The organism is Paraburkholderia eburnea (assembly GCF_002917095.1).
Lineage (GTDB): Bacteria > Pseudomonadota > Gammaproteobacteria > Burkholderiales > Burkholderiaceae > Paraburkholderia > Paraburkholderia eburnea.
The window spans coordinates 60,361-81,532 of record NZ_PQGA01000015.1 but is presented as its reverse complement, the minus strand read 5'-3'; the positions used below and the strand labels follow the sequence as shown (position 1 = coordinate 81,532).

The window sequence follows — 21,172 nt, the reverse complement described above, 5'->3', positions numbered from 1 at the left end:
CCGGGGCGCACCATGCGGCATATCAAGGCGGCACGCCTGGCAGCACCCGACATCCGACACCACTCTCGCAGGTCCAGCACTCATGTCTTCCACGTCCAGCACCCAGACCACGAATCAGGCCCTCTTCGATCGCGCACAGCGCACCATCCCGGGCGGCGTGAATTCGCCCGTGCGTGCGTTCCGCTCGGTGGGCGGCACGCCGCGCTTCATCGAGCGCGCGCAAGGCCCGTATATGTGGGACGCGGAAGGCAAGCGCTACATCGACTACATCGGTTCGTGGGGCCCGATGATCGTCGGCCACGTGCATCCGGAAGTGCTCGAAGCCGTGCAGAAGGTGCTGGCTAACGGCTTCTCGTTCGGCGCGCCGACCGAGGCCGAAATCGAGATCGCCGAGGAAATCTGCAAGATCGTCCCGTCGATGGAACAGGTGCGCATGGTGTCGAGCGGCACCGAAGCGACCATGAGCGCGCTGCGTCTCGCGCGCGGCTACACGAAGCGCGACCGCATCGTGAAGTTCGAAGGCTGCTACCACGGTCACGCCGACAGCCTGCTCGTGAAGGCCGGCTCCGGCCTGCTCACGTTCGGCAACCCGACTTCGGCGGGCGTGCCGGTCGATACCGCGAAGCACACCACGGTGCTCGAATACAACAACGTCGCGGCGCTCGAAGAGGCGTTCAAGGCCTTCGGCGACGAGATCGCCGCCGTCATCATCGAGCCGGTCGCGGGCAACATGAACCTCGTGAAGGCCACGCCCGAGTTCATCCACACGCTGCGCGCCCTGACCTCGAAGCACGGCAGCGTGCTGATTTTCGACGAAGTGATGTGCGGCTTTCGCGTGGGTCTGCGCGGCGCGCAGGCGCTCTACAACGTCGAAGCCGACCTCGTGTGTCTGGGCAAGGTGATCGGCGGCGGGATGCCGGCAGCGGCATTCGGCGGGCGCCGCGAAATCATGGATCACCTCGCGCCCAACGGCACCGTCTATCAGGCAGGCACGCTCTCGGGCAACCCGATCGCCGTCGCCGCCGGCCTCAAGACGCTGCAACTGATCCAGGCGCCGGGCTTCTACGAAGACCTGAGCGCGAAGACCGCGCGTCTCGCGCAAGGCCTCTCGCAGGCCGCGCGCGAAGCGGGCGTGCCGTTCGTCGCCGATTCCGTGGGCGCCATGTTCGGCCTCTACTTCGCGGAAAAAGTGCCGGGCAGCTTCGCCGAAGTCACGAAGAGCGACGTCGCGCGCTTTAACCGCTTCTTCCATCAGATGCTGGACGCGGGCGTGTACTTCGCGCCGTCGGCGTACGAAGCGGGCTTCGTGTCGAGCACGCACGACGACGCGATCCTCGACGAAACGATCGCCGCCGCCCGCCGCGCGTTCGCCGAGCAGTAAGCCACAGCATTAAGGCGCCGACGTAGCACAACAGCAGCAGCAAGGCACCCAGCCGAAGGCGAGGCGCACGCCTCGCCGGTTCCACCGACCGCCGCCGCGGAGAAAGATCGACGATGTTCTCGCAATCCGATTTCGTCCACATGGAGCGCGCGCTCGCCCTCGCGTTGCGCGGCCTTTACACCACCGATCCCAACCCGCGCGTCGGCTGCGTGCTGGTCAAGGACGGCGTGGTGATCGGCGAAGGCTTCACGCAGCCCGCCGGCTCCGACCACGCCGAAATCCAGGCGATGAAAGACGCCCGCGCGCGCGGCCACGATCTGCGCGGCGCGACCGCCTACGTGACGCTGGAGCCGTGCAGCCACTTCGGCCGCACGCCGCCGTGCGCGAATGCGCTCATCGAGGCGAAGGTCGCGCGCGTGATCGCCGCGATGGAAGATCCGAACCCGCTGGTGTCGGGGCGCGGCCTGTCGATCCTGCGCGACGCGGGCATCGACGTGCGCTGCGGCCTGCTCGCCAACGAGGCGCGCGAGCTGAACATCGGCTTCGTTTCGCGCATGACGCGCAAGCGCCCGTGGGTGCGCATGAAGGTGGCCGCCACGCTCGACGGCCGCACCGGCCTGCCCTCCGGCGAAAGCCAGTGGATCACGGGCGAAGCCGCCCGCGCCGACGGCCATGCCTGGCGCGCGCGCGCCTCGGCGATTCTCACGGGCATCGGCACGGTGAAGGAAGACGACCCGCGCATGACCGTGCGCGCGATCGACACGCCGCGCCAGCCCAAACGCATTCTGATCGACAGCCGCCTCGACGCCTCGCCGCTCGCGCAGATCTTCGTGGGCGCGCCCACGCTCGTGTTCTGCTCGACGCTCGACGCCAGTAACGAGGAACGCGCCGATGCGCTGCGCGCGCGCGGCGCGGAAATCGTCGCGCTCGGCAACGAGCACGGCAAGGTCGATTTGCCCGCGATGCTCGGCGAACTCGCCGCGCGCGGCGTGAACGAACTCCATGTCGAAGCGGGCTACAAGCTCAACGGCTCGCTGCTGCGCGAGGGCTGCGTGGACGAGCTGCTGGTGTATCTCGCGCCTTCGCTGCTCGGCACGCAGTCGCTCGGCATGGCCGATCTGGCCGCGCCGGCGACGCTCGACGCGCGCACGCGCCTCGCGTTCCACACGGTCGAGCGCGTCGGCGACGACCTGCGCGTTCTTGCCCGCCTCGTGCCGGATACCGCCGCCGATGGCGCGCGGGGCACGCTGGAGGACGCACAATGAATCTCACGAGCGTACTGAACAAAGTACTGAACGAACCACTCAAGGACAGCCAGATGTTTACCGGAATCGTCGCGGCCGTGGGCCGCATCGCCTCGATCAAGCCCCTGGGCGCCGACGCCGACGCGGGCGTGCGCCTCACCGTCGACGCGGGCGGTCTCGACCTCGACGACGTGCAACTGGGCGACAGCATCGCCATCCAGGGCGCGTGCATGACCGCCATCGCCAGGACCGCGACGACGTTCGACGTCGATGTATCGCGCGAAAGCCTGAACCGCACCGTGGGCCTGGCCGATACGGGCGAAGTGAACCTCGAAAAAGCGCTGCGCGCACACGACCGCCTGGGCGGCCATATCGTCTCGGGCCACGTCGACGGTCTCGGCACGGTCACGCGTTTCGCGCCGGTCGGCGAGTCGCACGAACTGCGCATTCTCGCGCCCGTGGAAATCGGCCGCTATCTGGCCTATAAGGGCTCGGTCACGGTCAACGGCGTGAGCCTGACGGTCAATGCCGTGGACGATCGCGCCGATGGCTGCGAGTTCTCGATCAACCTGATTCCCCATACCGTCGAGGTGACGACGCTCAAGCATCTCGCGGCGGGCAGCAAGGTCAATCTGGAGATCGATCTGATCGCGCGCTATGTGGAGCGGATGCTCTCGGCTGGCGTGACGGGACGCCCTGGACAAGATTGATCCAAGCGCGCACGCCGTTCCCTGCGGCGCGCGCAGCAGGCAAGCACGAGGTAGCGGGCGCTGCTAAGATCTGGACTATTCCTCTCGCGGTGTGCTCCGGCATACCGCACTCTCTTACTCACCCGAACGTCACAAGGAGGCAAAGATGGCAACGATCGAGATGGCCGCTGTCATGCCGCCGGTTTGGGTGATGTCTCGTAGCGTTTCTCATGACGCTATCGGCGCAGGCACTCTCCGTCGAGCGTGCCGACCGCGGCCGTAGGGTGTCGCCGCGCAGCTCGTTGATTCCCGCTGCGCCACTTTCCAGCGATGTTTTTGTGGTCATGCGTCCGGCTTGTCATGCCGGAATGCTCCGCCGTCGCTTTCGTTTTTTTCGTTCCTATCCTTCAGGGAAGTCTCCGGGTCTCGTGACCGGAGCATGCTGTCCATGACAGATCAAGACCAACAATCCGCTTCTGGCCGCGTTTCCGGCGGCCACACCTTCCGCAAGGTGCTCGGCTTTACGTTCCGGCACTGGTCGAGCCAGCCGTGGCGCGTGAGCGCCGTCGCGCTCAGCGCCCTGCTCGGCGCGCTCGCCGACGTGTTCACGCCGCATTACGCCGGCCAGCTCGTCGATGCGCTCGCCCATGACGCCGGCGGCAATGCCGCCGCCTGGCATGCGGCCGTCATGGCGTTTCTGGCGCTCACCGCGCTCGGGCTCGCCGGCACGCTGATGCGCCAGGCCGCGTTCCAGAACATCATCGTGCTCACGCTGCGCATGATGAGCGAGGTCGCCACGCACGCGTTCCATCGCGTGCAGCGCTTCTCGACCGACTGGCACGCGAACAGCTTCGCGGGCTCCACCGTGCGCAAGATCACGCGCGGCATGTGGGCGCTCGATCTGCTCAACGATACGCTGCTCGTCGCGCTGTTCCCCTCGCTCGTGATGCTGGTGGGATCGACCGCGCTGCTTGCCGTGCAGTGGCATCTGATGGGCCTCGTGGTGGGGATCGGCTCGGCGCTGTATCTGGCCATCACCGTGTCGCTCTCGCTGTTCTACGTGGCGCCCTCCGCGCGCCTCGCGAACCAGTGGGACACGAAGATGGGCGGCGCGCTCGCGGACGCGGTCTCCTGCAATCCCGTCGTGAAAGCCTTCGGCGCCGAAGCGCGCGAAGAGGCGCGGCTCGCCCGCGTGATCGACAAGTGGAACAGCCGCACGCGGCGCACGTGGCGGCGCGGCACCTTCAACGGCGGCGTGCAAGGCGCGCTGCTGGTGGCGATGCAGGCGGCCATTCTTGGCTCGGCGCTGCTGCTGTGGGCGCGCGGGCTCGCGAGCGTGGGCGACATCACGTTCGCGCTCACGCTGTTCTTCCTGCTCAAGGGCTATCTGCGCGACGTGGGCATGCACGTGCGCAATTTGCAGCGCTCGGTCAACGACATGGAAGAGCTGGTGATGCTCGACGCCCAGCCGCTCGGCATCGAGGACATGCCGGGCGCGCCGCCCATCGTGATCGATCGCGGCGATATCCGCTTCGAGAACATGACGTTCCGCTATGGCCCGCTGGAACGGCCGCTCTACGCGAACCTGAATCTGCGCATCGCGCCGGGCGAGCGCGTGGGGCTGGTCGGCCATTCGGGTTCGGGCAAGACGACGCTCATCAAGCTGATCCAGCGTCTCTACGACGCTTCGGAGGGCCGCATCACGATCGACGGGCAGGATATCGCGCGGGTCCAGCAGGCCTCGTTGCGCTCGCAGATCGCCATCGTCCAGCAGGAGCCGGTGCTGTTCCACCGCTCGCTCGCCGAGAACATCGCCTATGCGCGTCCGGGCGCCACGCACGCCGAGATCGTGCACGCCGCGAAGCTGGCGAGCGCGCACGACTTCATCATGGCGCTGCCGCGCGGCTACGACACGCTGGTGGGCGAGCGCGGCGTGAAGCTCTCGGGCGGCGAGCGTCAGCGCGTGGCGATCGCGCGGGCGTTCCTCGCCAATGCGCCGATCCTGATCTTCGACGAAGCGACTTCGAGCCTGGACAGCGAAAGCGAAGTGCTGATCCAGCAGGCCATGGAGCGGCTGATGGAAGGCCGCACGACGGTCGTGGTGGCGCACCGGCTGTCGACGGTGCGCGCGCTCGACCGGCTGCTGGTGCTGGAGCGCGGGCGCGTGGCCGAGGAAGGCACGCACGACGCGCTCGTGCGCCGCGAGAACGGGCTGTACCGGCGTCTGTTCGAGCGCCAGGCGCTGGAACTCACGAAGGGACTCGCCGATGACGTGGTCCTGCGCTGATCGGGCTGGCGCGGGTTCAGGCGGTTTCGGTTTCGGCGCGCGCATGGGGCCGGATGGCCGTTCGGCCAATGTGCGCGCGGTCCGCGGCCCGTCATGCCGCGCGGACGCAACCCCGCCAACGCGCGCGCGGCGCTCAAAACCGGTCGCGTGGTTCCCGTTCTGGGCGACGCGCCCGCCCGCGTGGCGTAAAATGTGCGCTTTCCAGCCAGAATCCCATCATGACGCTCGCCTCCACCCTTGAGATCATCGCCGAACTGAAAGCCGGCAAGATGGTGATCCTTGTCGACGAAGAAGACCGGGAAAACGAGGGCGACCTCGTCATCGCGGCTGAATTCGTCACGCCCGAAGCCATCAACTTCATGGCGAAGCACGGGCGCGGGCTGATCTGCCTCACGCTCACCCAGGAGCGCTGCAAGCTGCTCAACCTGCCGCTGATGACGTCGCGCAACGGCACGCAGTACGGCACCGCGTTCACGGTGAGCATCGAGGCGGCCGAAGGCGTCACGACGGGCATTTCCGCCGCCGACCGCGCGCGCACGATCCAGACGGCGGTGGCGCACGACGCCCGCGCCGAGCACATCGTGCAGCCGGGCCACGTGTTCCCGATCATGGCGCAGCCAGGCGGCGTGCTCGTGCGCGCGGGCCACACGGAAGCGGGCTGCGACTTCACGGCGCTCGCGGGCCTGACGCCCGCGTCGGTGATCTGCGAGATCATCAAGGACGACGGCACGATGGCGCGTCTGCCCGATCTCATGGAGTTCGCGAAGGAACACGGCATCAAGATCGGCACCATCGCCGACCTGATCCACTATCGCAGCCGCACGGAGTCGATCGTCGAGCGCGTGGGCGAGCGCACCATGCACACGGCCCACGGCGCATTCCGCGCGATCATGTATGTCGATCGCCCGACCGGCACGCCGCACATCGCGCTGGTGCGCGGCACGCCCGCGCCGGACACGGAAACGCCCGTGCGCGTGCACGAGCCGATCTCGCTGCTGGATCTGCTGGAAACGGGCTCGTCCACGCACTCGTGGACGCTCGACGCCGCCATGCGCGAGATCGCCGCGCGCGATCTCGGCGTGATCGTCATGCTCAACTGCGGCGAGAGCAAGGAACATCTGGTCGACGTCTTCAAGGCGTTCGACCAGAAAGAGCGCGCAGAGGCGCTCGCACGCCGGCCCGTGGATTTCAAGACCTACGGTGTCGGCGCGCAGATCCTGCGCGAACTCGGCGTGGGCCGCATGCAGGTGCTTTCCAAGCCGCGACGGCTCGGCAGCATGTCGGGCTACGGCCTCGAAGTCACCGGCTTCGTACCGATGCCGGGCAGCGAAGCCGAAGCGCCCTGCCCGCCGGAGGCGGCCGAGCGCGCGGCGCAGTAAAGCTGGCCGAAGTAAAGCCCGATACACTACGCCGCGTCGAACGCCCACTTTCACGCGTCACCACGCTCAACCGAACCTACGGATACCACATGGAAATCGGACAATACCAACCGAACCTCGACGGCGACGGACTGCGCATCGGCATCGTCCAGTCGCGCTTTAACGAACCCGTTTGCAATGGCCTCGCTGACGCCTGCATCGAAGAACTCGAACGCCTCGGCGTGACGGGTGAAGACGTGCTGCTCGTCACCGTGCCGGGCGCACTCGAAATCCCGCTGGCGCTGCAAAAGCTCGCCGAAAGCGGTCAGTTCGACGCCCTGATCGCACTCGGCGCGGTCGTGCGCGGCGAAACCTACCACTTCGAACTGGTCTCGAACGAAAGCGGCGCGGGCATCACGCGCATCGCGCTCGACTTCGGCGTGCCGGTTGCGAACGCGGTTCTCACGACCGAAAACGACGAGCAGGCCGTCGCGCGCATGACCGAAAAGGGTCGTGACGCCGCACGCGTCGCAGTCGAAATGGCGAACCTCACGGTTGCGCTGGAACAACTCGACGGCGGCGACGACGACGAGGACGAGGAAGACGACGAGGAACAGCAATGAAGAGCGCGCGCCGCCGCTCCCGCGAACTGGCCACGCAGGGTCTGTATCAGTGGCTGCTGTCGGGTGTGCCCGCCGGCGAGATTGATGCGCAACTGCGCGGTTCGCAGGGCTACGACAAAGCCGACCATGAGCATCTGGACACGCTGCTGCATGGCGTGATCCGCGAGGCGGACGAACTGTCCGGCGCGATCGCGCCGTGTCTGGATCGTCCGATCGAGCAGCTTTCGCCCGTCGAACGCGCGGTGCTGCTCGTGGCGACCTACGAGTTCAAGCACCACGTGGACATTCCGTATCGTGTTGTCATCAACGAAGCGGTCGAACTGACCAAGACCTTCGGCGGCTCGGATGGCTACAAGTACGTGAACGGCGTGCTCGACAAGCTCGCGGCGCAACTGCGCGCCACCGAGGCCCAGAACGCCCGCCGGTCGTAATCGTTGTCAAAGTCGCAATCGTTGTCAGAGTCGTAATCGCTGTCATAGTCGCAATTGCGCGTCATGGCGAAGCTGGTGCGGCGCCGGGCCGTCAGGTCCGTGCCCGCCCGGCGCCGCATCATGGCCGCCAGCACTGGATTTTCCCGCATGAACACCGTTGCCGAACCGCTCCTGCGGCTTGCCGCGCGCGTCGACGCGATCCAGCCGTTCTACGTCATGGAACTGGCGAAGGAAGCCGCGAAGCTCGAACGCGCCGGACGCGACATCATCCACATGGGTATCGGCGAGCCGGATTTCACGGCGCCCGAGCCTGTCGTCGAAGCCGCAGCCGCCGCGTTGCGCAAGGGCGTCACGCAGTACACCAATTCGCTTGGCATCCACGCGCTGCGCGAGGCGATCGCCGCGCACTATCAGCACGCTTACGGGCTGACGATCGATCCGGCGCGCGTCGTGGTGACGGCTGGGGCGTCGGCGGCGCTCTTGCTCGCCTGCACGGCGCTCGTCGATCGCGACGACGAAGTGCTCATGCCCGATCCGTCCTATCCGTGCAACCGGCACTTCGTGGCCGCCGCGGAAGGCAAGCCGGTGCTCGTGCCCAGCGGCCCCGAAGCCCGTTTCCAGCTCACCGCCGATGACGTCGAGCGTCTGTGGACGCCGCGCACGCGCGGCGTGCTGCTGGCCTCGCCGTCGAACCCCACCGGCACGTCGATCGAAGCCGAGGAACTCAAGCGCATCGTGCAGAAAGTGCGAGCGCGCGGCGGCTTCACGATCGTCGACGAGATCTACCAGGGCCTGTCCTACGGCGAGCCGCCCGTCTCCGCTCTCGCCTTCGGCGACGACGTGGTGACGGTCAACAGTTTCTCGAAGTACTTCAACATGACGGGCTGGCGTCTGGGCTGGCTCGTGGTGCCGCCTTCGCTGGTCGGCGCATTCGAAAAGCTCACGCAGAATCTCTTCATCTGCGCGTCGGCGCTCGCGCAGCACGCGGCGCTCGCCTGTTTCGAACCCGACACGCTAAAGATTTACGAGGCGCGGCGCCTTGAGTTCCAGCGCCGCCGCGACTTCATCGCGCCCGCGCTCGAATCGCTCGGCTTCACGGTGCCCGTGATGCCGGACGGTGCGTTCTACGCCTATGCGGACTGCACGCAGGTCAACCACCCCGCCGCCGGCGACAGCGACGCGCTCACCCGCGCGATGCTCCATGACGCAGGCACGGTGATGGTGCCGGGGATGGACTTTGGCGTGGCCGCGCCGCGCCAGTATGTGCGGCTGTCCTATGCCACCGCGTACGAGCGGCTGGAAGAAGCGGTTGCGCGGTTGCGCACCTTGTTCGAGCGCTAATCGGCGTAAAAGCAGCAGAAATGGAAAAAGGCACCCGAGGGTGCCTTTTTCGTTACGTCCGGTCTTTCCAGTAGCTGGGTTTTAAGCGCCAAGCTCGGGCTGGCCATGCTTCTGGGCCGCCGCGCCACCGGTGCTGGCGTCGTCGTCCTGCGAGGACGAAGGCGACGACGAAGCCGAGGTCTTCTCCATCAGCGGATGGGCGCCGTCGAGCGTCATGTGCACGCGCTTGTCGCCGTTCGCACCCGTGCTCACGCTCGCCACCTTTTGCGTGCCAGCGGCGCTGGCCGTCGTGGTGGTGGGCGCCTGAGGCGCGTTGATCGGCACATTGCGGCCGCGTGCAGCGTCGCGCAGACGCCCGCGCTCGGCCATCACCTTCGCCCCGTAGCCGCCGTCGTCCTGCGAAGTCGAGCCGTTGTACAGGCGCAGACCGCCCGGCAGCGAGCCGCCGCGTGCGATGCAGTCCTTCAGGACCAGCGCGCCGACCTTGATGTTGGCAAGCGGATCGAGCGCCGCGCTCTGGCCGCCGAAGTACTGGAACTTGTCCGAGTGAACCTTCGACATGACCTGCATGAGGCCTTGCGCGCCCACACCGCTTTCGGCGTAAGGGTTGAAGCCCGACTCGATGGCCATCACGGCGAGCAGCAGCAGCGGATCGAGACCCACTTCGCGGCCCGTGTCGAAGGCGGCCTTCACGAGTTCGCCCACCGGCTCCTGCGCCACGCGGTAGCGGCGCGAGATATAGGTGGCGACGAGCGCCTGTTCGCGCGCCGAGACCAGCACGCGGTCATCGCGGGCGTCCGGGGTGATGCGCTGCGCCGGGATCATGCGCGCCAGCGTGCTGACGCTGGGCAGCGAACGCGGATCGAGACCGTTGAGCGCGACCGCGTCGAGCGTGGCCATGCCGCCGTTCGAGACGCTGCTGGCCACGTGGGTCACCGTGCCGTTGGAGCCGGCCGGCGTGACGCCCGCGCCGGGCAAGCCGGTGTCGGGTACGAGCGCCGTGGGCAGGATCGCGCCATCGGCGGAGTTGTCGTCGCTGCCAGCCGCGCCCGAGGGCATGAGCGACGGCAGCGGATTGCCTTGCAGCAGGCGAGCGGGACCGGCCTGCACGGCGGCGGAAACGAAGGGCATCATGCCCGCGGCGAGGGTGCCGCGCCAGGTGGGCAGAAGCCACACAGCGAGCGCGAGCACGACGGCGCAACCGCCGACGATGCTAAACAGGTGATGGCTCAGACGCGTGCCGCGGCGCAGCAGCGCACGCAAGCCAAGAGCGAGACGCTCATCGGCGCGCCACCACGATAACCAGGTATTCATCTAACAGATCTCCCCATGGTGCATGATCCGACGACCGAAGTCGGCGCAAGGCCGAAGGCCAATCGCTGGATCAAGACGCCGCGCGCCCTGGCTGGTGCGGCAGCGGCGTCGGGAAAACGGCAAAGTACGCCGTGGGTGGAACCCCTCAGGAACAACTGACACGCCGTGAGCGGCGCGTGGGGGTTCTCACGCGAACAGCCGGCGCAAAGGCGCCGGCGAGGACAGCCAATCTAGACCGTGAAAAGCCGTGCAGGGAATCGGCTAACGGCGACGCGTTGCGTCTGAAGGACCGGGACGGTGGCTAAAAATTGCAAGCCCTGCAACCAATGTGGGCGAATTCTAGCAGGGATTTATAGAGCGTCAACACTATAGAATGTCAAATCTATAACTAATTGTAATAATGAACGGCGTTCAATCCGGGCAGAACCGCGCGCCACGCGCGTCTGCGGCCAATTGGCGGATCTGCCTGCCAGCGTGCGCCAGGTAACGCAGGTAAAATCGACAATCGTTTCGCTCCTGCTCTCGCCGCTCGTCGCGGCTCCGCCCCTATCCTGATGAAATACAAAGACTTGCGCGACTTCGTCGGTCGCCTGGAGACGCTTGGCGAGCTGCGCCGCGTGCCGCAGGCCGTCTCTCCCGTGCTGGAAATGACCGAGCTGTGCGACCGCGTCCTGCGCGCCGGCGGCCCGGCGCTGTTGTTCGAGAGCCGTGCGACCCATGCGTTCCCCGTACTCGGCAACCTGTTCGGCACGCCGCGGCGCGTGGCGCTCGGCATGGGCATCGATGCGCCTGAAAGCGCGGGCGACGGCGCCGCGCTCGAGTCGCTGCGCGACGTGGGCCGCCTGCTCTCCGCGCTCAAGGAACCGGAGCCGCCGCGCGGCCTGAAGGATGCGGGCAAGCTCTTGACGCTCGCCAAGGCCGTGTGGGACATGGCGCCGAAGACCGTGAGCGCGCCCCCCTGCCAGGAGATCGTCTGGGAAGGCCATGACGTCGATCTCGCGAAGCTGCCGATCCAGACCTGCTGGCCCGGCGACGCCGGCCCGCTCATTACCTGGGGTCTCACCGTCACGCGCGGGCCGAACAAGACGCGCCAGAACCTGGGCATCTACCGTCAGCAACTGATCGGGCGCAACAAGCTCATCATGCGCTGGCTCGCGCATCGCGGCGGCGCGCTCGATTTTCGCGAATTCGCGCTGCGCAATCCTGGCAAACCTTATCCCGTGGCCGTGGTGCTCGGCGCCGATCCGGCGACGATCCTCGGCGCGGTCACACCGGTGCCCGATACGCTGTCCGAGTACCAGTTCGCGGGCCTCCTGCGCGGCGGGCGCACCGAACTCGCGAAGTGTCTGACGCCGGGCGTCGATACGTTGCAGGTGCCCGCGCGCGCCGAGATCGTGCTCGAAGGTTTCATCTATCCGGCAGACAGCGCACAGGAAGGCGCACCGTCGCCCGCCGGTGCGCCGCCGCGTCCGACGAAGGGCGCGAGTGCTTCCTACGAGCACGCGCTCGAAGGCCCCTACGGCGACCACACTGGCTACTACAACGAGCAGGAGTGGTTCCCTGTCTTCACGGTCGAACGCATCACCATGCGCCGCGACGCGATCTATCACTCCACGTATACAGGCAAGCCGCCCGATGAGCCGGCCGTACTCGGCGTCGCGCTCAACGAAGTGTTCGTGCCGCTGTTACAGAAGCAGTTCCCCGAGATCACCGACTTCTATCTGCCGCCCGAAGGCTGCAGCTATCGCATGGCGATCGTGCAGATCAAGAAGAGCTATCCGGGGCACGCCAAACGCGTGATGTTCGGCGTGTGGAGCTTCCTGCGACAGTTCATGTATACAAAGTTCATCGTCGTGGTCGACGATGATGTCGATATCCGCGACTGGAAGGAAGTGATCTGGGCGATCACGACGCGCATCGATCCCGCGCGCGATACGGTGCTCGTCGAAAACACCCCGATCGACTATCTCGATTTTGCGTCGCCGGTGGCCGGGCTCGGCTCGAAAATGGGCCTCGACGCGACCAACAAATGGCCCGGCGAGACCGACCGCGAGTGGGGCCAGGCCATCGAGATGAGTCAGGACGTAAAAATGCGCATAGACCGTCTCTACGACGAACTCGGACTCGGCCGCGCCTGAGTGCGCCGCGCGGTGGCTCATGCCGGGCCGCCGCGCGCGCCCTGTCGTTCATCCGCGACGCCTTTGCGACGCCGCGCCCGGTGCGGCTCGCCCTGAGCCGCACCGCTCATGCATAGAGGAGACACGACGATGAGCCAGTTGGCATCCGAACGCCTGACGCAATTAAACGATCCCGCCCTCTTCAAGACGCGCGCCTGGATCGACGGCGAATGGGCCGGCGGCGCGGCGACCTTCGCCGTGCTCGATCCGGCCGACAACTCGGAAATCGCCCGCGTGCCGGACTTCGGCCCGGCCGAGGCGAGCCGCGCGATCAACGCCGCGCACGCGGCCCTGCCCGCCTGGCGCGCCAGGACCGGCAAAGAGCGCGCGGCCGTGCTGCGCCGCTGGTTCGACCTCGTGATCGAGCACGCCGACGACCTCGCCGCGATCATGACCGCAGAGCAAGGCAAACCGCTCGCCGAAGCACGCGGCGAAGTGCTGTACGGCGCGTCCTTCCTCGAATGGTTCGCCGAAGAAGCCAAGCGCGTGAACGGCGACGTGCTCGCCAGCCCCGCCGCCGGGCGCAAGCTGATCGTCCTCAAGCAGCCGATCGGCGTGTGCGCGTCCATCACGCCATGGAATTTCCCGATCGCGATGATCACCCGCAAGGTCGCGCCCGCGCTCGCCGCGGGCTGCACGATCGTCGTCAAGCCCGCCGAACAGACGCCGCTGTGCGCACTCGCACTCGCCGAACTCGCGCAGCGCGCGGGGGTGCCCAAGGGCGTGTTCAACGTGATCACCGCCGATTCCGCGAATTCGATCGAGATCGGCAAGACGCTGTGCGAAAGCGACGTCGTGCGCCATCTTTCGTTTACCGGATCGACGCCCGTGGGGCGCATCCTCATGCAACAGTGCGCGCCGACAGTCAAGAAAATCGCGCTGGAACTGGGCGGTCACGCGCCCTTCATCGTGTTCGACGACGCCGATATCGATGCCGCCGTGGAAGGCGCGGTGATCTCGAAATATCGCAATGCCGGGCAGACCTGCGTGTGCACGAACCGCTTCTACGTACATGACAATATCTATGACGCATTCGTCGAAAAACTGGCCGCTGCTTCGCGCAAGATCAAGGTCGGCAACGGCTTCGAGACGGGCGTGAATCAGGGCCCGCTGATCGACGACGATGCCGTGGCGAAAGTCGCAAAACATGTCGAGGACGCGACCTCGAAGGGCGCCAAGCTGGTGGCGGGCGGTCAGGTCGCCGAAGGCCGCTTCGTCGAGCCAACCGTGCTCGCCGACGTCACGCGCGACATGCTGATCGCGCGCGAGGAAACCTTCGGGCCGGTCGCCGCCGTGTTCCGCTTCAGCGACGAAGCCGAAGTGATCGAGCTCGCCAACGACACCGAATTCGGCCTCGCCTCCTATTTCTATAGCCGCGATATCGGCCGCATCTGGCGCGTGGCCGAAGCGCTCGAATATGGCATGGTCGGCATCAACACCGGGCTTATCTCGAACGAGGTCGCGCCGTTCGGCGGCGTGAAACAGTCGGGCCTGGGCCGCGAAGGCTCGAAGTACGGCATCGACGAATACGTCGAGCTGAAGTATCTCTGCATGGGCGTCTGACTCTCCATGCTGCAGCGGCAGGCCGGGCGTGACAGTCCGGCCTGCGTAGTCGCGTGACAGATCCCTGTGCGCGACGCATGACAACAACAAATATCGCTTTATGCCTCACGTTTCCCTGCTTTCCGACGGCTTTTTTCTGTCGCTTTCGTTGTGCCTCGACATCGGCCTCGTCAACGTCGCGATCCTTTCGCTCACGCTCTCGCACGGTTTCCGGCCGGGCTTCTGGCTTGGCCTCGGCTCGTGTTTCGGCGATCTGATCTACGCGGCGCTCGCGCTTGCCGGCATGGCGGCGCTGCTGCAATTCGAGGCGGTGCGCTGGATCGTGTGGATCGGCGGCGCGGCCGTGCTGCTGATGCTCACCTGGAAAATGGCGCGCGAAGCGCTCAATCCCGCCAAGGCGCCGCCGGTCGAGGGCGAAGAAGACCGCGCCTCGCCCTTGCCGACCCCTTGGCGCAGTTTCGTGCGCGGCGTGCTGCTCGCGCTGTCGTCGCCCAGCGCGATCCTCTGGTTCGCCGCAGTGGGCGGAGCGCTCATCGCCAAGGCCGGCGCGACGAGCGCGGGTTCGGCGGCGCTATTTCTGTCGGGATTTTTTCTCGGCGGATTCGGCTGGACGCTCTTTCTTTGCGGACTGGCGAGCCACGGACGCAAGCGCGCCGGCACGGGTTTGCTGCGCGCGTGCCATGTGCTTTCGGCGCTGCTCTTCGCGTGGTTTTCGTACAGCGTGATCGTGCATGGTTATCGCGATCTGATCGTTCAGGGCATGGGCGCGTCCTGACTCAGGCGTCAAGTCCGTCCCCAAAACACCAAAGGCGCAACGCGGCGTGAGCCGGCGTTGCGCCTTTGCGCATCAAGCTGAAACTGACGCGACGGGCGGATGGCCCCCGCCATCCGCCCGTCTCGCCTTCACCCTCAAAACTTAGCGGCGATACCAGCCGCCGTGATAGCCGTGGTAGTAGCCATAACCATGACGGTAGTACGGGTGGCCGTAGTAGCCATAACCACCGTACCCCCCGACGACGACTGCAGGCGGCGGCGCGTAGACCACCGGCGGCGGCGCGTACACGACGGGCGGCGGCGGCGCATAGACCGGCGCGGCGTAGACGGGGTAAGCCGGTGCGACCGGAATGCCAATGCCGATACCCACCGAAACGTGCGCCTGCGCTGCGCTAACGAACCCCACACCCAGCGCTGCGGCAACGATAAACGAAACGGTCTTTTTCACTTCTCTTCTCCTGGCGGCCGACGAAGGCGTCGCTCCACATGACGGGCACTGCCCACGTCCTTACTCTATCCAAAACGGACGCCGCCAAAGGTTGCCATTTGTTGCAAATTGCAATTGCTTTACACGCATTCAATGCGCCGCATCAAGGTCGCACGAAACGTCTCGGCTTCTAAACCGCGCAAAAGACGCTGCCTCGCGCTGTCAGACGGCCTGCCAAGGCCGCACGCCGTGCGCCCGGTCAGAATTACCGGTTTCGTCGCTAAAGGCGTCTGATACGAAGGTAATGTTTGATTACAAATTGGTCGCGCCGTGCGTCCCCCGATGCCACGAACCGCAGCGAGCGATGCCCAGAAACGACAAGGCCCGGTCGGGCGACCGGGCCTTGTCAAATCGAGCCGGGATGTCGGGCGCTAGCCGACTTTCACGTAGGCAAACTCGCGCGAGACGCTCGGCGGCACGTAAGCGCCGCTGATCTGCACACGTGGCGTCAGACGCTTCTTCTGATCCCACCAACGGCGACGCTGATGGGGGGTGAGAAATCGCAGATGCTTACGGTAAGCAAAGATGCTCATGGTGACCTCCCGAATCGGTGTACCGACAGGAAACAGCCCAATTGCAAGACAGCAACAGGAAAACCGCAGTCATGGAAACCATTGTGCGCAGATCGCGCGAGCGCCGAACGCGGTGTTGCGAGATAGCCGCATGCGCGAGACATAACGTCTGGGACCTGTTCGTCGCACGTTCATCGTGCTGAGCGATCGCGGCGGGCCTTACCCGAGTTTGCCTGTGCCGCTGCAGGTCAGAGTGCCTGTCCCGGGTTCTCCTCGCGCGCGCCAGACAGATTCCCGATGGTCGGGATACCGGCTGCGTCCTGCGATCGAAACCCCTAATGTGCGCGCCCACGTTCGCGCAGCAGAAACCGTGCCACGGTTCCTTCATGAATTCTTTGCCGGGTGGGCGCCCGTGCGCCCTCGCATCCTTTTTAACCGGATCATGCGCATCGCTTCGGTACGTCAGCGAACATTGCGCGACACCGAACCCTCCCGAATCACCCAACCCACTGTAACGGTTTACCGCGAAGGCTGTCAGAATCATGTGCGCCGCGCCGTGGGCAGCCGTCATCCCGCGCCCATCCTGCGAGGCGTAAGCCGTGGTAATGTGGCAACGGCGCGCAGGTGCCGGCGCAAGGCGGCACGGGCGCACGCTCAGGGATTCATCGACGAGAACGCACAATGATCAAGGTCAGCATCCTTTATCCGTATCGGGAAAACGGCCGGTTCGACAGCGAGTACTACGCTACGCGGCACATGCCGCTCGCCGCGCAACTGTTCGGGGACGCCTGCAAGGGCTGGTCGGTCGATATCGGCATCAACGCGGGGCCGCCGGGCACGCCGCCGCCCTACGTGGCGACCGGGCACTTTCTGTTCGATACGCTCGACGCCTTCTACGAGGTGTTTGGCGCGCACGACAAGGCGCTCATCGACGATATCCCCAATTACACCGACGGCGGCAACGGCACGATCCTGATCAGCGAGATCAAAGTCTCCGTCTGAATTGCTTGATCCGCTGGATGCGCGTGATCCGCGCGCCGCGAGCCACCGCACGCGTGCAGGCGCCGCGCCGCCGCGTACCGTCATTCACCACACGAAGGAAAAGACACCGATGTTCGGCGATATCGCCCGTTTTCTGCTCAATACGATCTTCACGTTGTTCGGCGCCGCCCTGCTGCTGCGCGCCTGGCTGCAATTCGTCCGCGTGCCGCCCTACAACCCGGTGACGCACGGCATCCAGCAGGCCACGAACTGGCTCGTGCTGCCGCTGCGCCGCGTGATTCCGGGCGTGCGCGGCATCGACTGGGCGAGCGTGGTCGCCGCGCTGCTCGCGTCCATCGTCTTTGTGCTGCTGATGGTGTGGCTCGCGGGCGTCGATCCGCTCGGCCTGCTGCCAACGCTGCTGATCGTGGCCTTGCTCACGCTCGTGAAGTGGGCGCTCAACCTGCTGATCTGGCTCACGATCCTGATGGCGCTGCTGTCGTGGCTGAACCCGCGTTCGCCCGCCATGCCGGTGCTGTTCCAGCTCACCGCGCCGTTCCTCAATCCGCTACGCCGGATCCTGCCGAACTTCGGCGGTCTCGATCTTTCGCCGATTCTGCTGTTCGTGATCGTGCAGGTGCTGCTGATGGTCGTCACGCGTGCGGCGGTTTCGCTCACGCTGTTCGGTATCTGAGGCGAAGTTTGATGTAACGCCCGTTTGAAACGCGGCGCCGGGCAGCTCTTATTTGCGCAACCCGGCGAAATCCGCGTAAAATGGCGCGCTCTGCGGGCGTCGTATAATGGCCATTACCTCAGCTTCCCAAGCTGATGACGTGGGTTCGATTCCCATCGCCCGCTCCAGAGTTTCTCGCCGGTTCCGGTCACAGGATGACGGAACGGCATCAGGCGCCGGGCCAGCTGCTCTGTCGGCACATCGGCTCTTGCTTCGACACATTTGCGGTTATTCGATCGATGCCTTCGCGCGCCCGGTTTTCAGCGCGGTTCGCTGCGCGCTAATCGGTCGTTGCGCTAGCATCTTGCCTGCGCGCGGTTTGCTCCGCGTGATCCGCACTACCCGATCCTCCGCAAACCACCCGCGTTTTTCCCCTGCCCGCTTAACGCAGGCGTCATCGATGGAACGATTCTTCATGTGCCGCCGCAGTGCGATTGCGCTAATCGTAAGAGCGCGCTCGACACTGCTTGCCGATACCGACGACCAGCCAGCCGCCGGAATCCAGCGTCAGCAGTCACGCGTCGCCGATCTCACACGCCTGCTGTTCGACGTGCGCGCCGGCCGCGTCAGCGCGTTCGAACTCAAGTATCCCGCGCCGATGCACGTGACCATCTCGTCGGACTGACTGGCGCGCGCCAGGCGCCACGGGCCGCGCTGCTATAATGCACGGTTCGCGGTCGTGTTCCGCCTGCTGCGCTTGTTAAGCTGTTTGAATCTGTTTGCGAGCGGGCACCGATCTGCCCGAACATCCGCGGCTCCTTGTCCGCCCGCAGCCAATCATGGCTGCTCACGGTTTTGCCATTGTGTTTTGCCTTTGTGCCAGGCGCCGCCTGCGACCTCGCGCCGCACGGCTCGCACCGCGAAACCCGCTGCCTGCATTTGCTACCCTCGCCTGCCATCCTCGAAGATGAATCACGATCCGAACGACGCAGCCCGCCCTGGCTGCACGCCGCCCGACCATACGGACGACGCTCCCGACGCCCTTGCATCGGCCGCCGCTGAAAACGACACCGACGAAGGTACCGACGAAAACCCGCGCCATCGCCGCATCCGTAGCTTCGTGACGCGCGCCGGGCGCGTGTCGACGGGCCAGCGCCGCGCGCTCGACGACCTGGGCCCGCGCTTTGTCGTGCCCTACGCGCCCGAGGCCGCTGACTGGAATACCGTGTTCGGCCGCACAGCGCCGCGCATCCTGGAAATCGGCTTCGGCATGGGCGCGAGCACGGCGGAGATCGCCGCGCTGCGTCCGAACGACGATTTTCTCGGCGTGGAAGTGCACGAACCGGGCGTGGGCGCGCTGCTCAAGCTGATCGGCGAGCAGGAACTCACGAACATCCGCATCATCCAGCACGACGCGGTGGAAGTGCTCGAACAGATGATCGCGCCCGACAGTCTCGACGGCGTGCACATTTTCTTCCCCGATCCGTGGCACAAGGCGCGCCATCACAAGCGCCGCCTGATCCAGCCGAAGTTCGTCCAGTTGCTGATCTCGCGCATGAAACCCGGCGCGTATCTGCACTGCGCGACCGACTGGCAGAACTACGCGGAGCAGATGCTCGAAGTGCTGGGCGCCGAAGCCGCGCTCGAAAACACCGCCGCCGATTACGCGCCGCGCCCCGACTATCGTCCGGTGACGAAGTTCGAGCGCCGTGGCCTGCGCCTCGGTCATGGCGTGTGGGATCTGGTGTTCAAGCGCCGCGCGGTCTGAAGCCCGCGCAATCGACGCGAGCAAAACAAAACGGGCGCCCTTGCAGCGCCCGTTTTGCATTTCCGGGTGGAGCCGCAGCCGGCTTCAATCGCCCCAGTCCAGCCCGCCGCTATAGCCGACCAGCAGGATCACCAGCCCGAACACGATGCGATACCACGCGAACGCCGTGAAATCGTGCGAGGCGACATAGCGCAAGAGCCAGCGCACGCAGGCAAAGGCGCTCACGAACGCCGCGATGAAACCGACGCCGAACAGGCCGAGCCAATCCGTGGACAGCGTCTGCCAGGTCTTGTGCAACTCGTAGAGCGTCGCGCCGAAAATCACCGGAATCGCGAGAAAGAACGAGAATTCCGTGGCGACGCGCCGCTCGATGCCGAACAGCATCGCCCCGATGATCGTCGAGCCCGAGCGCGACATGCCGGGAATCAGCGCGCAACACTGCGCACAGCCAACCTTGAAGGCGTCGAGCAGCGTGATGTCGTCGAGTGAATTCACGCGCGCGGACCGTGCCGTCGCGACGGCCAGATTGCCCGCGGCGCCTGCGGCCACGCCGCGCGCGGCGCGCATGCGCCCTTCCACCCAGAGAATGATCAGCCCGCCAAAGACGAGCGCGCACGCCACCGGCACAGGCGAGAACAGCGCCGACTTGATCGCTTTCTCGAACATCAGCCCGAGCACGACGGCGGGAATCGTCGCCACGATCACGTTGAGCGCGAAGCGCCGCGCATCCGGCCGCGTGGGCAGCCCCGCCACTACTCCGCCGATCTTGCGGCGAAACTCCCAGCACACCGCGAGGATCGCGCCGAACTGGATCACCACGTCGAAGGTCTTTTCATAGTCGCCGTCGAAGCCGAGCACACTGCCGGCCACGATCAGATGTCCCGTGCTGGAGACCGGCAGAAATTCCGTTAGCCCTTCGACGATGCCCAGAATCAGAGCTTTGCACGTCACGATCCAGTCCATCCCTGCACCTCGCGATAGTGGCGCTGCGCGTGCCGTGCCTGACCATGTCGTTATTTCTCGACGATCTGCACGCGTATGCCGTTTGTAAGGATTGTGATTGTACCGGGTTCGTAATTCACCCCGGCAAACTGAAGCTGATCGGGCTTGAACGTGTAGACGGGATAGTTGGTGAGCAACTGCGTCGCCGCCAGCGCCGCGACCGCGTTGACCTGCTGCGCGTAGGCGGCGGCATTGCCCGTCATATCGACGCTATCGACCGATGGCGAGCGCAGAACGACCGAGCGACTCGCCGCATCGTAGGCCAGCTCGCTCGACAGGGTGAACGCGCCGCTCACGGGCTGCTGCATGAGCGGGCTTTCGAGATGGGCATCGACGTGCACGGCCACGCGGTTGCGATCGGGCAGCAAGGTGACGACGGGATGGGTCAGCGCGACCTCGAACAACTGCTGCACCGAGCGGTGATACGGGAACTTGCGCTGCACCGCGTCCTGCAACTGCTGCTGCGAGAACGTGTAGTGATCGGGGATGAACGGAAAGGTGCCCGTCGCACACGCACCGAGCGACATGGCCGCGCCGGCGGCAGCGCAGGCCGACAGCAGGAAAGCC

The 21,172-nt window shown here is 65.9% G+C and carries 20 protein-coding genes and 1 tRNA gene; 16 read left to right on the top strand and 5 right to left on the bottom strand.

Annotated features, from left to right (window positions below; all coding sequences use genetic code 11):
* The first annotated feature begins 82 nt into the window (after window positions 1-82).
* From hemL to B0G62_RS22770, 8 genes are all read left to right on the top strand, one after another.
* Window positions 83-1,381, top strand: a complete 1,299-nt coding sequence (gene hemL / locus B0G62_RS22805; protein ID WP_103706476.1) for a glutamate-1-semialdehyde 2,1-aminomutase — start codon at window positions 83-85, stop codon at window positions 1,379-1,381.
* Between the two features lie 113 nt (window positions 1,382-1,494).
* Complete coding sequence (gene ribD, locus B0G62_RS22800) at window positions 1,495-2,646, top strand: bifunctional diaminohydroxyphosphoribosylaminopyrimidine deaminase/5-amino-6-(5-phosphoribosylamino)uracil reductase RibD (RefSeq protein ID WP_103706475.1); 1,152 nt, start codon at window positions 1,495-1,497, stop codon at window positions 2,644-2,646.
* A 53-nt stretch (window positions 2,647-2,699) separates the two neighbouring features.
* Complete coding sequence (locus tag B0G62_RS22795; RefSeq protein ID WP_103706537.1) at window positions 2,700-3,335, top strand: riboflavin synthase; 636 nt, start codon at window positions 2,700-2,702, stop codon at window positions 3,333-3,335.
* A gap of 427 nt (window positions 3,336-3,762) precedes the next feature.
* Window positions 3,763-5,601 (top strand): ABC transporter ATP-binding protein, encoded by a 1,839-nt coding sequence (locus tag B0G62_RS22790; RefSeq protein ID WP_103706474.1) that lies wholly within the window; start codon window positions 3,763-3,765, stop codon window positions 5,599-5,601.
* A 218-nt stretch (window positions 5,602-5,819) separates the two neighbouring features.
* Window positions 5,820-6,980 carry a bifunctional 3,4-dihydroxy-2-butanone-4-phosphate synthase/GTP cyclohydrolase II gene (ribBA, locus tag B0G62_RS22785; RefSeq protein WP_103706473.1) on the top strand — a complete coding sequence of 387 codons (1,161 nt, stop codon included), beginning with the start codon at window positions 5,820-5,822 and terminating at the stop codon, window positions 6,978-6,980.
* Window positions 6,981-7,069: 89 nt separating this feature from the next.
* Window positions 7,070-7,582, top strand: a complete 513-nt coding sequence (gene ribH / locus B0G62_RS22780) for a 6,7-dimethyl-8-ribityllumazine synthase (protein ID WP_103706472.1) — start codon at window positions 7,070-7,072, stop codon at window positions 7,580-7,582.
* Window positions 7,579-8,013: a transcription antitermination factor NusB gene (gene nusB / locus B0G62_RS22775; RefSeq protein ID WP_103706471.1), complete on the top strand. Its 435-nt coding sequence runs from the start codon at window positions 7,579-7,581 to the stop codon at window positions 8,011-8,013. Before ribH ends, nusB begins: the two co-directional genes overlap by 4 nt.
* A gap of 147 nt (window positions 8,014-8,160) precedes the next feature.
* Window positions 8,161-9,354: a pyridoxal phosphate-dependent aminotransferase gene (locus B0G62_RS22770; RefSeq protein WP_103706470.1), complete on the top strand. Its 1,194-nt coding sequence runs from the start codon at window positions 8,161-8,163 to the stop codon at window positions 9,352-9,354.
* An 81-nt stretch (window positions 9,355-9,435) separates the two neighbouring features.
* On the opposite strand, the gene B0G62_RS22765 is transcribed toward B0G62_RS22770, so the two are convergent.
* Window positions 9,436-10,668 (bottom strand): transglycosylase SLT domain-containing protein, encoded by a 1,233-nt coding sequence (locus B0G62_RS22765; RefSeq protein WP_103706469.1) that lies wholly within the window; start codon window positions 10,666-10,668, stop codon window positions 9,436-9,438.
* Window positions 10,669-11,222: 554 nt separating this feature from the next.
* Between B0G62_RS22765 and B0G62_RS22760 the strand changes: the two genes are divergently transcribed.
* The 3 genes from B0G62_RS22760 to B0G62_RS22750 all read left to right on the top strand — a co-directional run bounded on the left by B0G62_RS22760 (window position 11,223) and on the right by B0G62_RS22750 (window position 15,183).
* On the top strand, window positions 11,223-12,806 hold the full coding sequence (locus B0G62_RS22760) for a UbiD family decarboxylase (protein ID WP_103706468.1): 1,584 nt from the start codon (window positions 11,223-11,225) through the stop codon (window positions 12,804-12,806).
* A gap of 129 nt (window positions 12,807-12,935) precedes the next feature.
* Window positions 12,936-14,408: an NAD-dependent succinate-semialdehyde dehydrogenase gene (locus tag B0G62_RS22755; protein ID WP_103706467.1), complete on the top strand. Its 1,473-nt coding sequence runs from the start codon at window positions 12,936-12,938 to the stop codon at window positions 14,406-14,408.
* 100 nt (window positions 14,409-14,508) lie between these two features.
* Window positions 14,509-15,183 carry a LysE family translocator gene (locus tag B0G62_RS22750; protein WP_103706466.1) on the top strand — a complete coding sequence of 225 codons (675 nt, stop codon included), beginning with the start codon at window positions 14,509-14,511 and terminating at the stop codon, window positions 15,181-15,183.
* 141 nt (window positions 15,184-15,324) lie between these two features.
* Here the strand turns inward: B0G62_RS22750 and B0G62_RS22745 are convergent, their stop codons facing one another.
* Both B0G62_RS22745 and B0G62_RS31765 read right to left on the bottom strand, forming a co-directional pair.
* On the bottom strand, window positions 15,325-15,630 hold the full coding sequence (locus tag B0G62_RS22745; RefSeq protein ID WP_103706465.1) for a hypothetical protein: 306 nt from the start codon (window positions 15,628-15,630) through the stop codon (window positions 15,325-15,327).
* 410 nt (window positions 15,631-16,040) lie between these two features.
* The gene (locus tag B0G62_RS31765) at window positions 16,041-16,202 is read right to left on the bottom strand and encodes a hypothetical protein (RefSeq protein ID WP_167336019.1); all 162 of its coding nucleotides are present in this window, start codon (window positions 16,200-16,202) and stop codon (window positions 16,041-16,043) included.
* Between the two features lie 660 nt (window positions 16,203-16,862).
* Here B0G62_RS31765 and B0G62_RS22740 point away from each other — a divergent pair.
* From B0G62_RS22740 to trmB, 5 genes are all read left to right on the top strand, one after another.
* The gene (locus B0G62_RS22740; protein WP_103706464.1) at window positions 16,863-17,183 is read left to right on the top strand and encodes an EthD family reductase; all 321 of its coding nucleotides are present in this window, start codon (window positions 16,863-16,865) and stop codon (window positions 17,181-17,183) included.
* Window positions 17,184-17,292: 109 nt separating this feature from the next.
* Window positions 17,293-17,856 (top strand): YggT family protein, encoded by a 564-nt coding sequence (locus B0G62_RS22735; protein ID WP_103706536.1) that lies wholly within the window; start codon window positions 17,293-17,295, stop codon window positions 17,854-17,856.
* Window positions 17,857-17,948: 92 nt separating this feature from the next.
* Window positions 17,949-18,023 (top strand) — tRNA-Gly (locus B0G62_RS22730).
* Between the two features lie 272 nt (window positions 18,024-18,295).
* A complete protein-coding gene (locus tag B0G62_RS22725) occupies window positions 18,296-18,520 on the top strand; it encodes a hypothetical protein (protein WP_103706463.1) in 225 nt (74 codons plus the stop codon).
* A 282-nt stretch (window positions 18,521-18,802) separates the two neighbouring features.
* Entirely contained in the window at window positions 18,803-19,603 is an 801-nt protein-coding gene (gene trmB / locus B0G62_RS22720; protein ID WP_103706462.1) for a tRNA (guanosine(46)-N7)-methyltransferase TrmB, read from the top strand.
* An 84-nt stretch (window positions 19,604-19,687) separates the two neighbouring features.
* Here the strand turns inward: trmB and B0G62_RS22715 are convergent, their stop codons facing one another.
* Both B0G62_RS22715 and B0G62_RS22710 read right to left on the bottom strand, forming a co-directional pair.
* On the bottom strand, window positions 19,688-20,566 hold the full coding sequence (locus tag B0G62_RS22715; RefSeq protein WP_103706461.1) for an undecaprenyl-diphosphate phosphatase: 879 nt from the start codon (window positions 20,564-20,566) through the stop codon (window positions 19,688-19,690).
* 50 nt (window positions 20,567-20,616) lie between these two features.
* Window positions 20,617-21,132: a DUF1439 domain-containing protein gene (locus B0G62_RS22710; RefSeq protein WP_244193340.1), complete on the bottom strand. Its 516-nt coding sequence runs from the start codon at window positions 21,130-21,132 to the stop codon at window positions 20,617-20,619.
* Window positions 21,133-21,172: the final 40 nt, after the last annotated feature.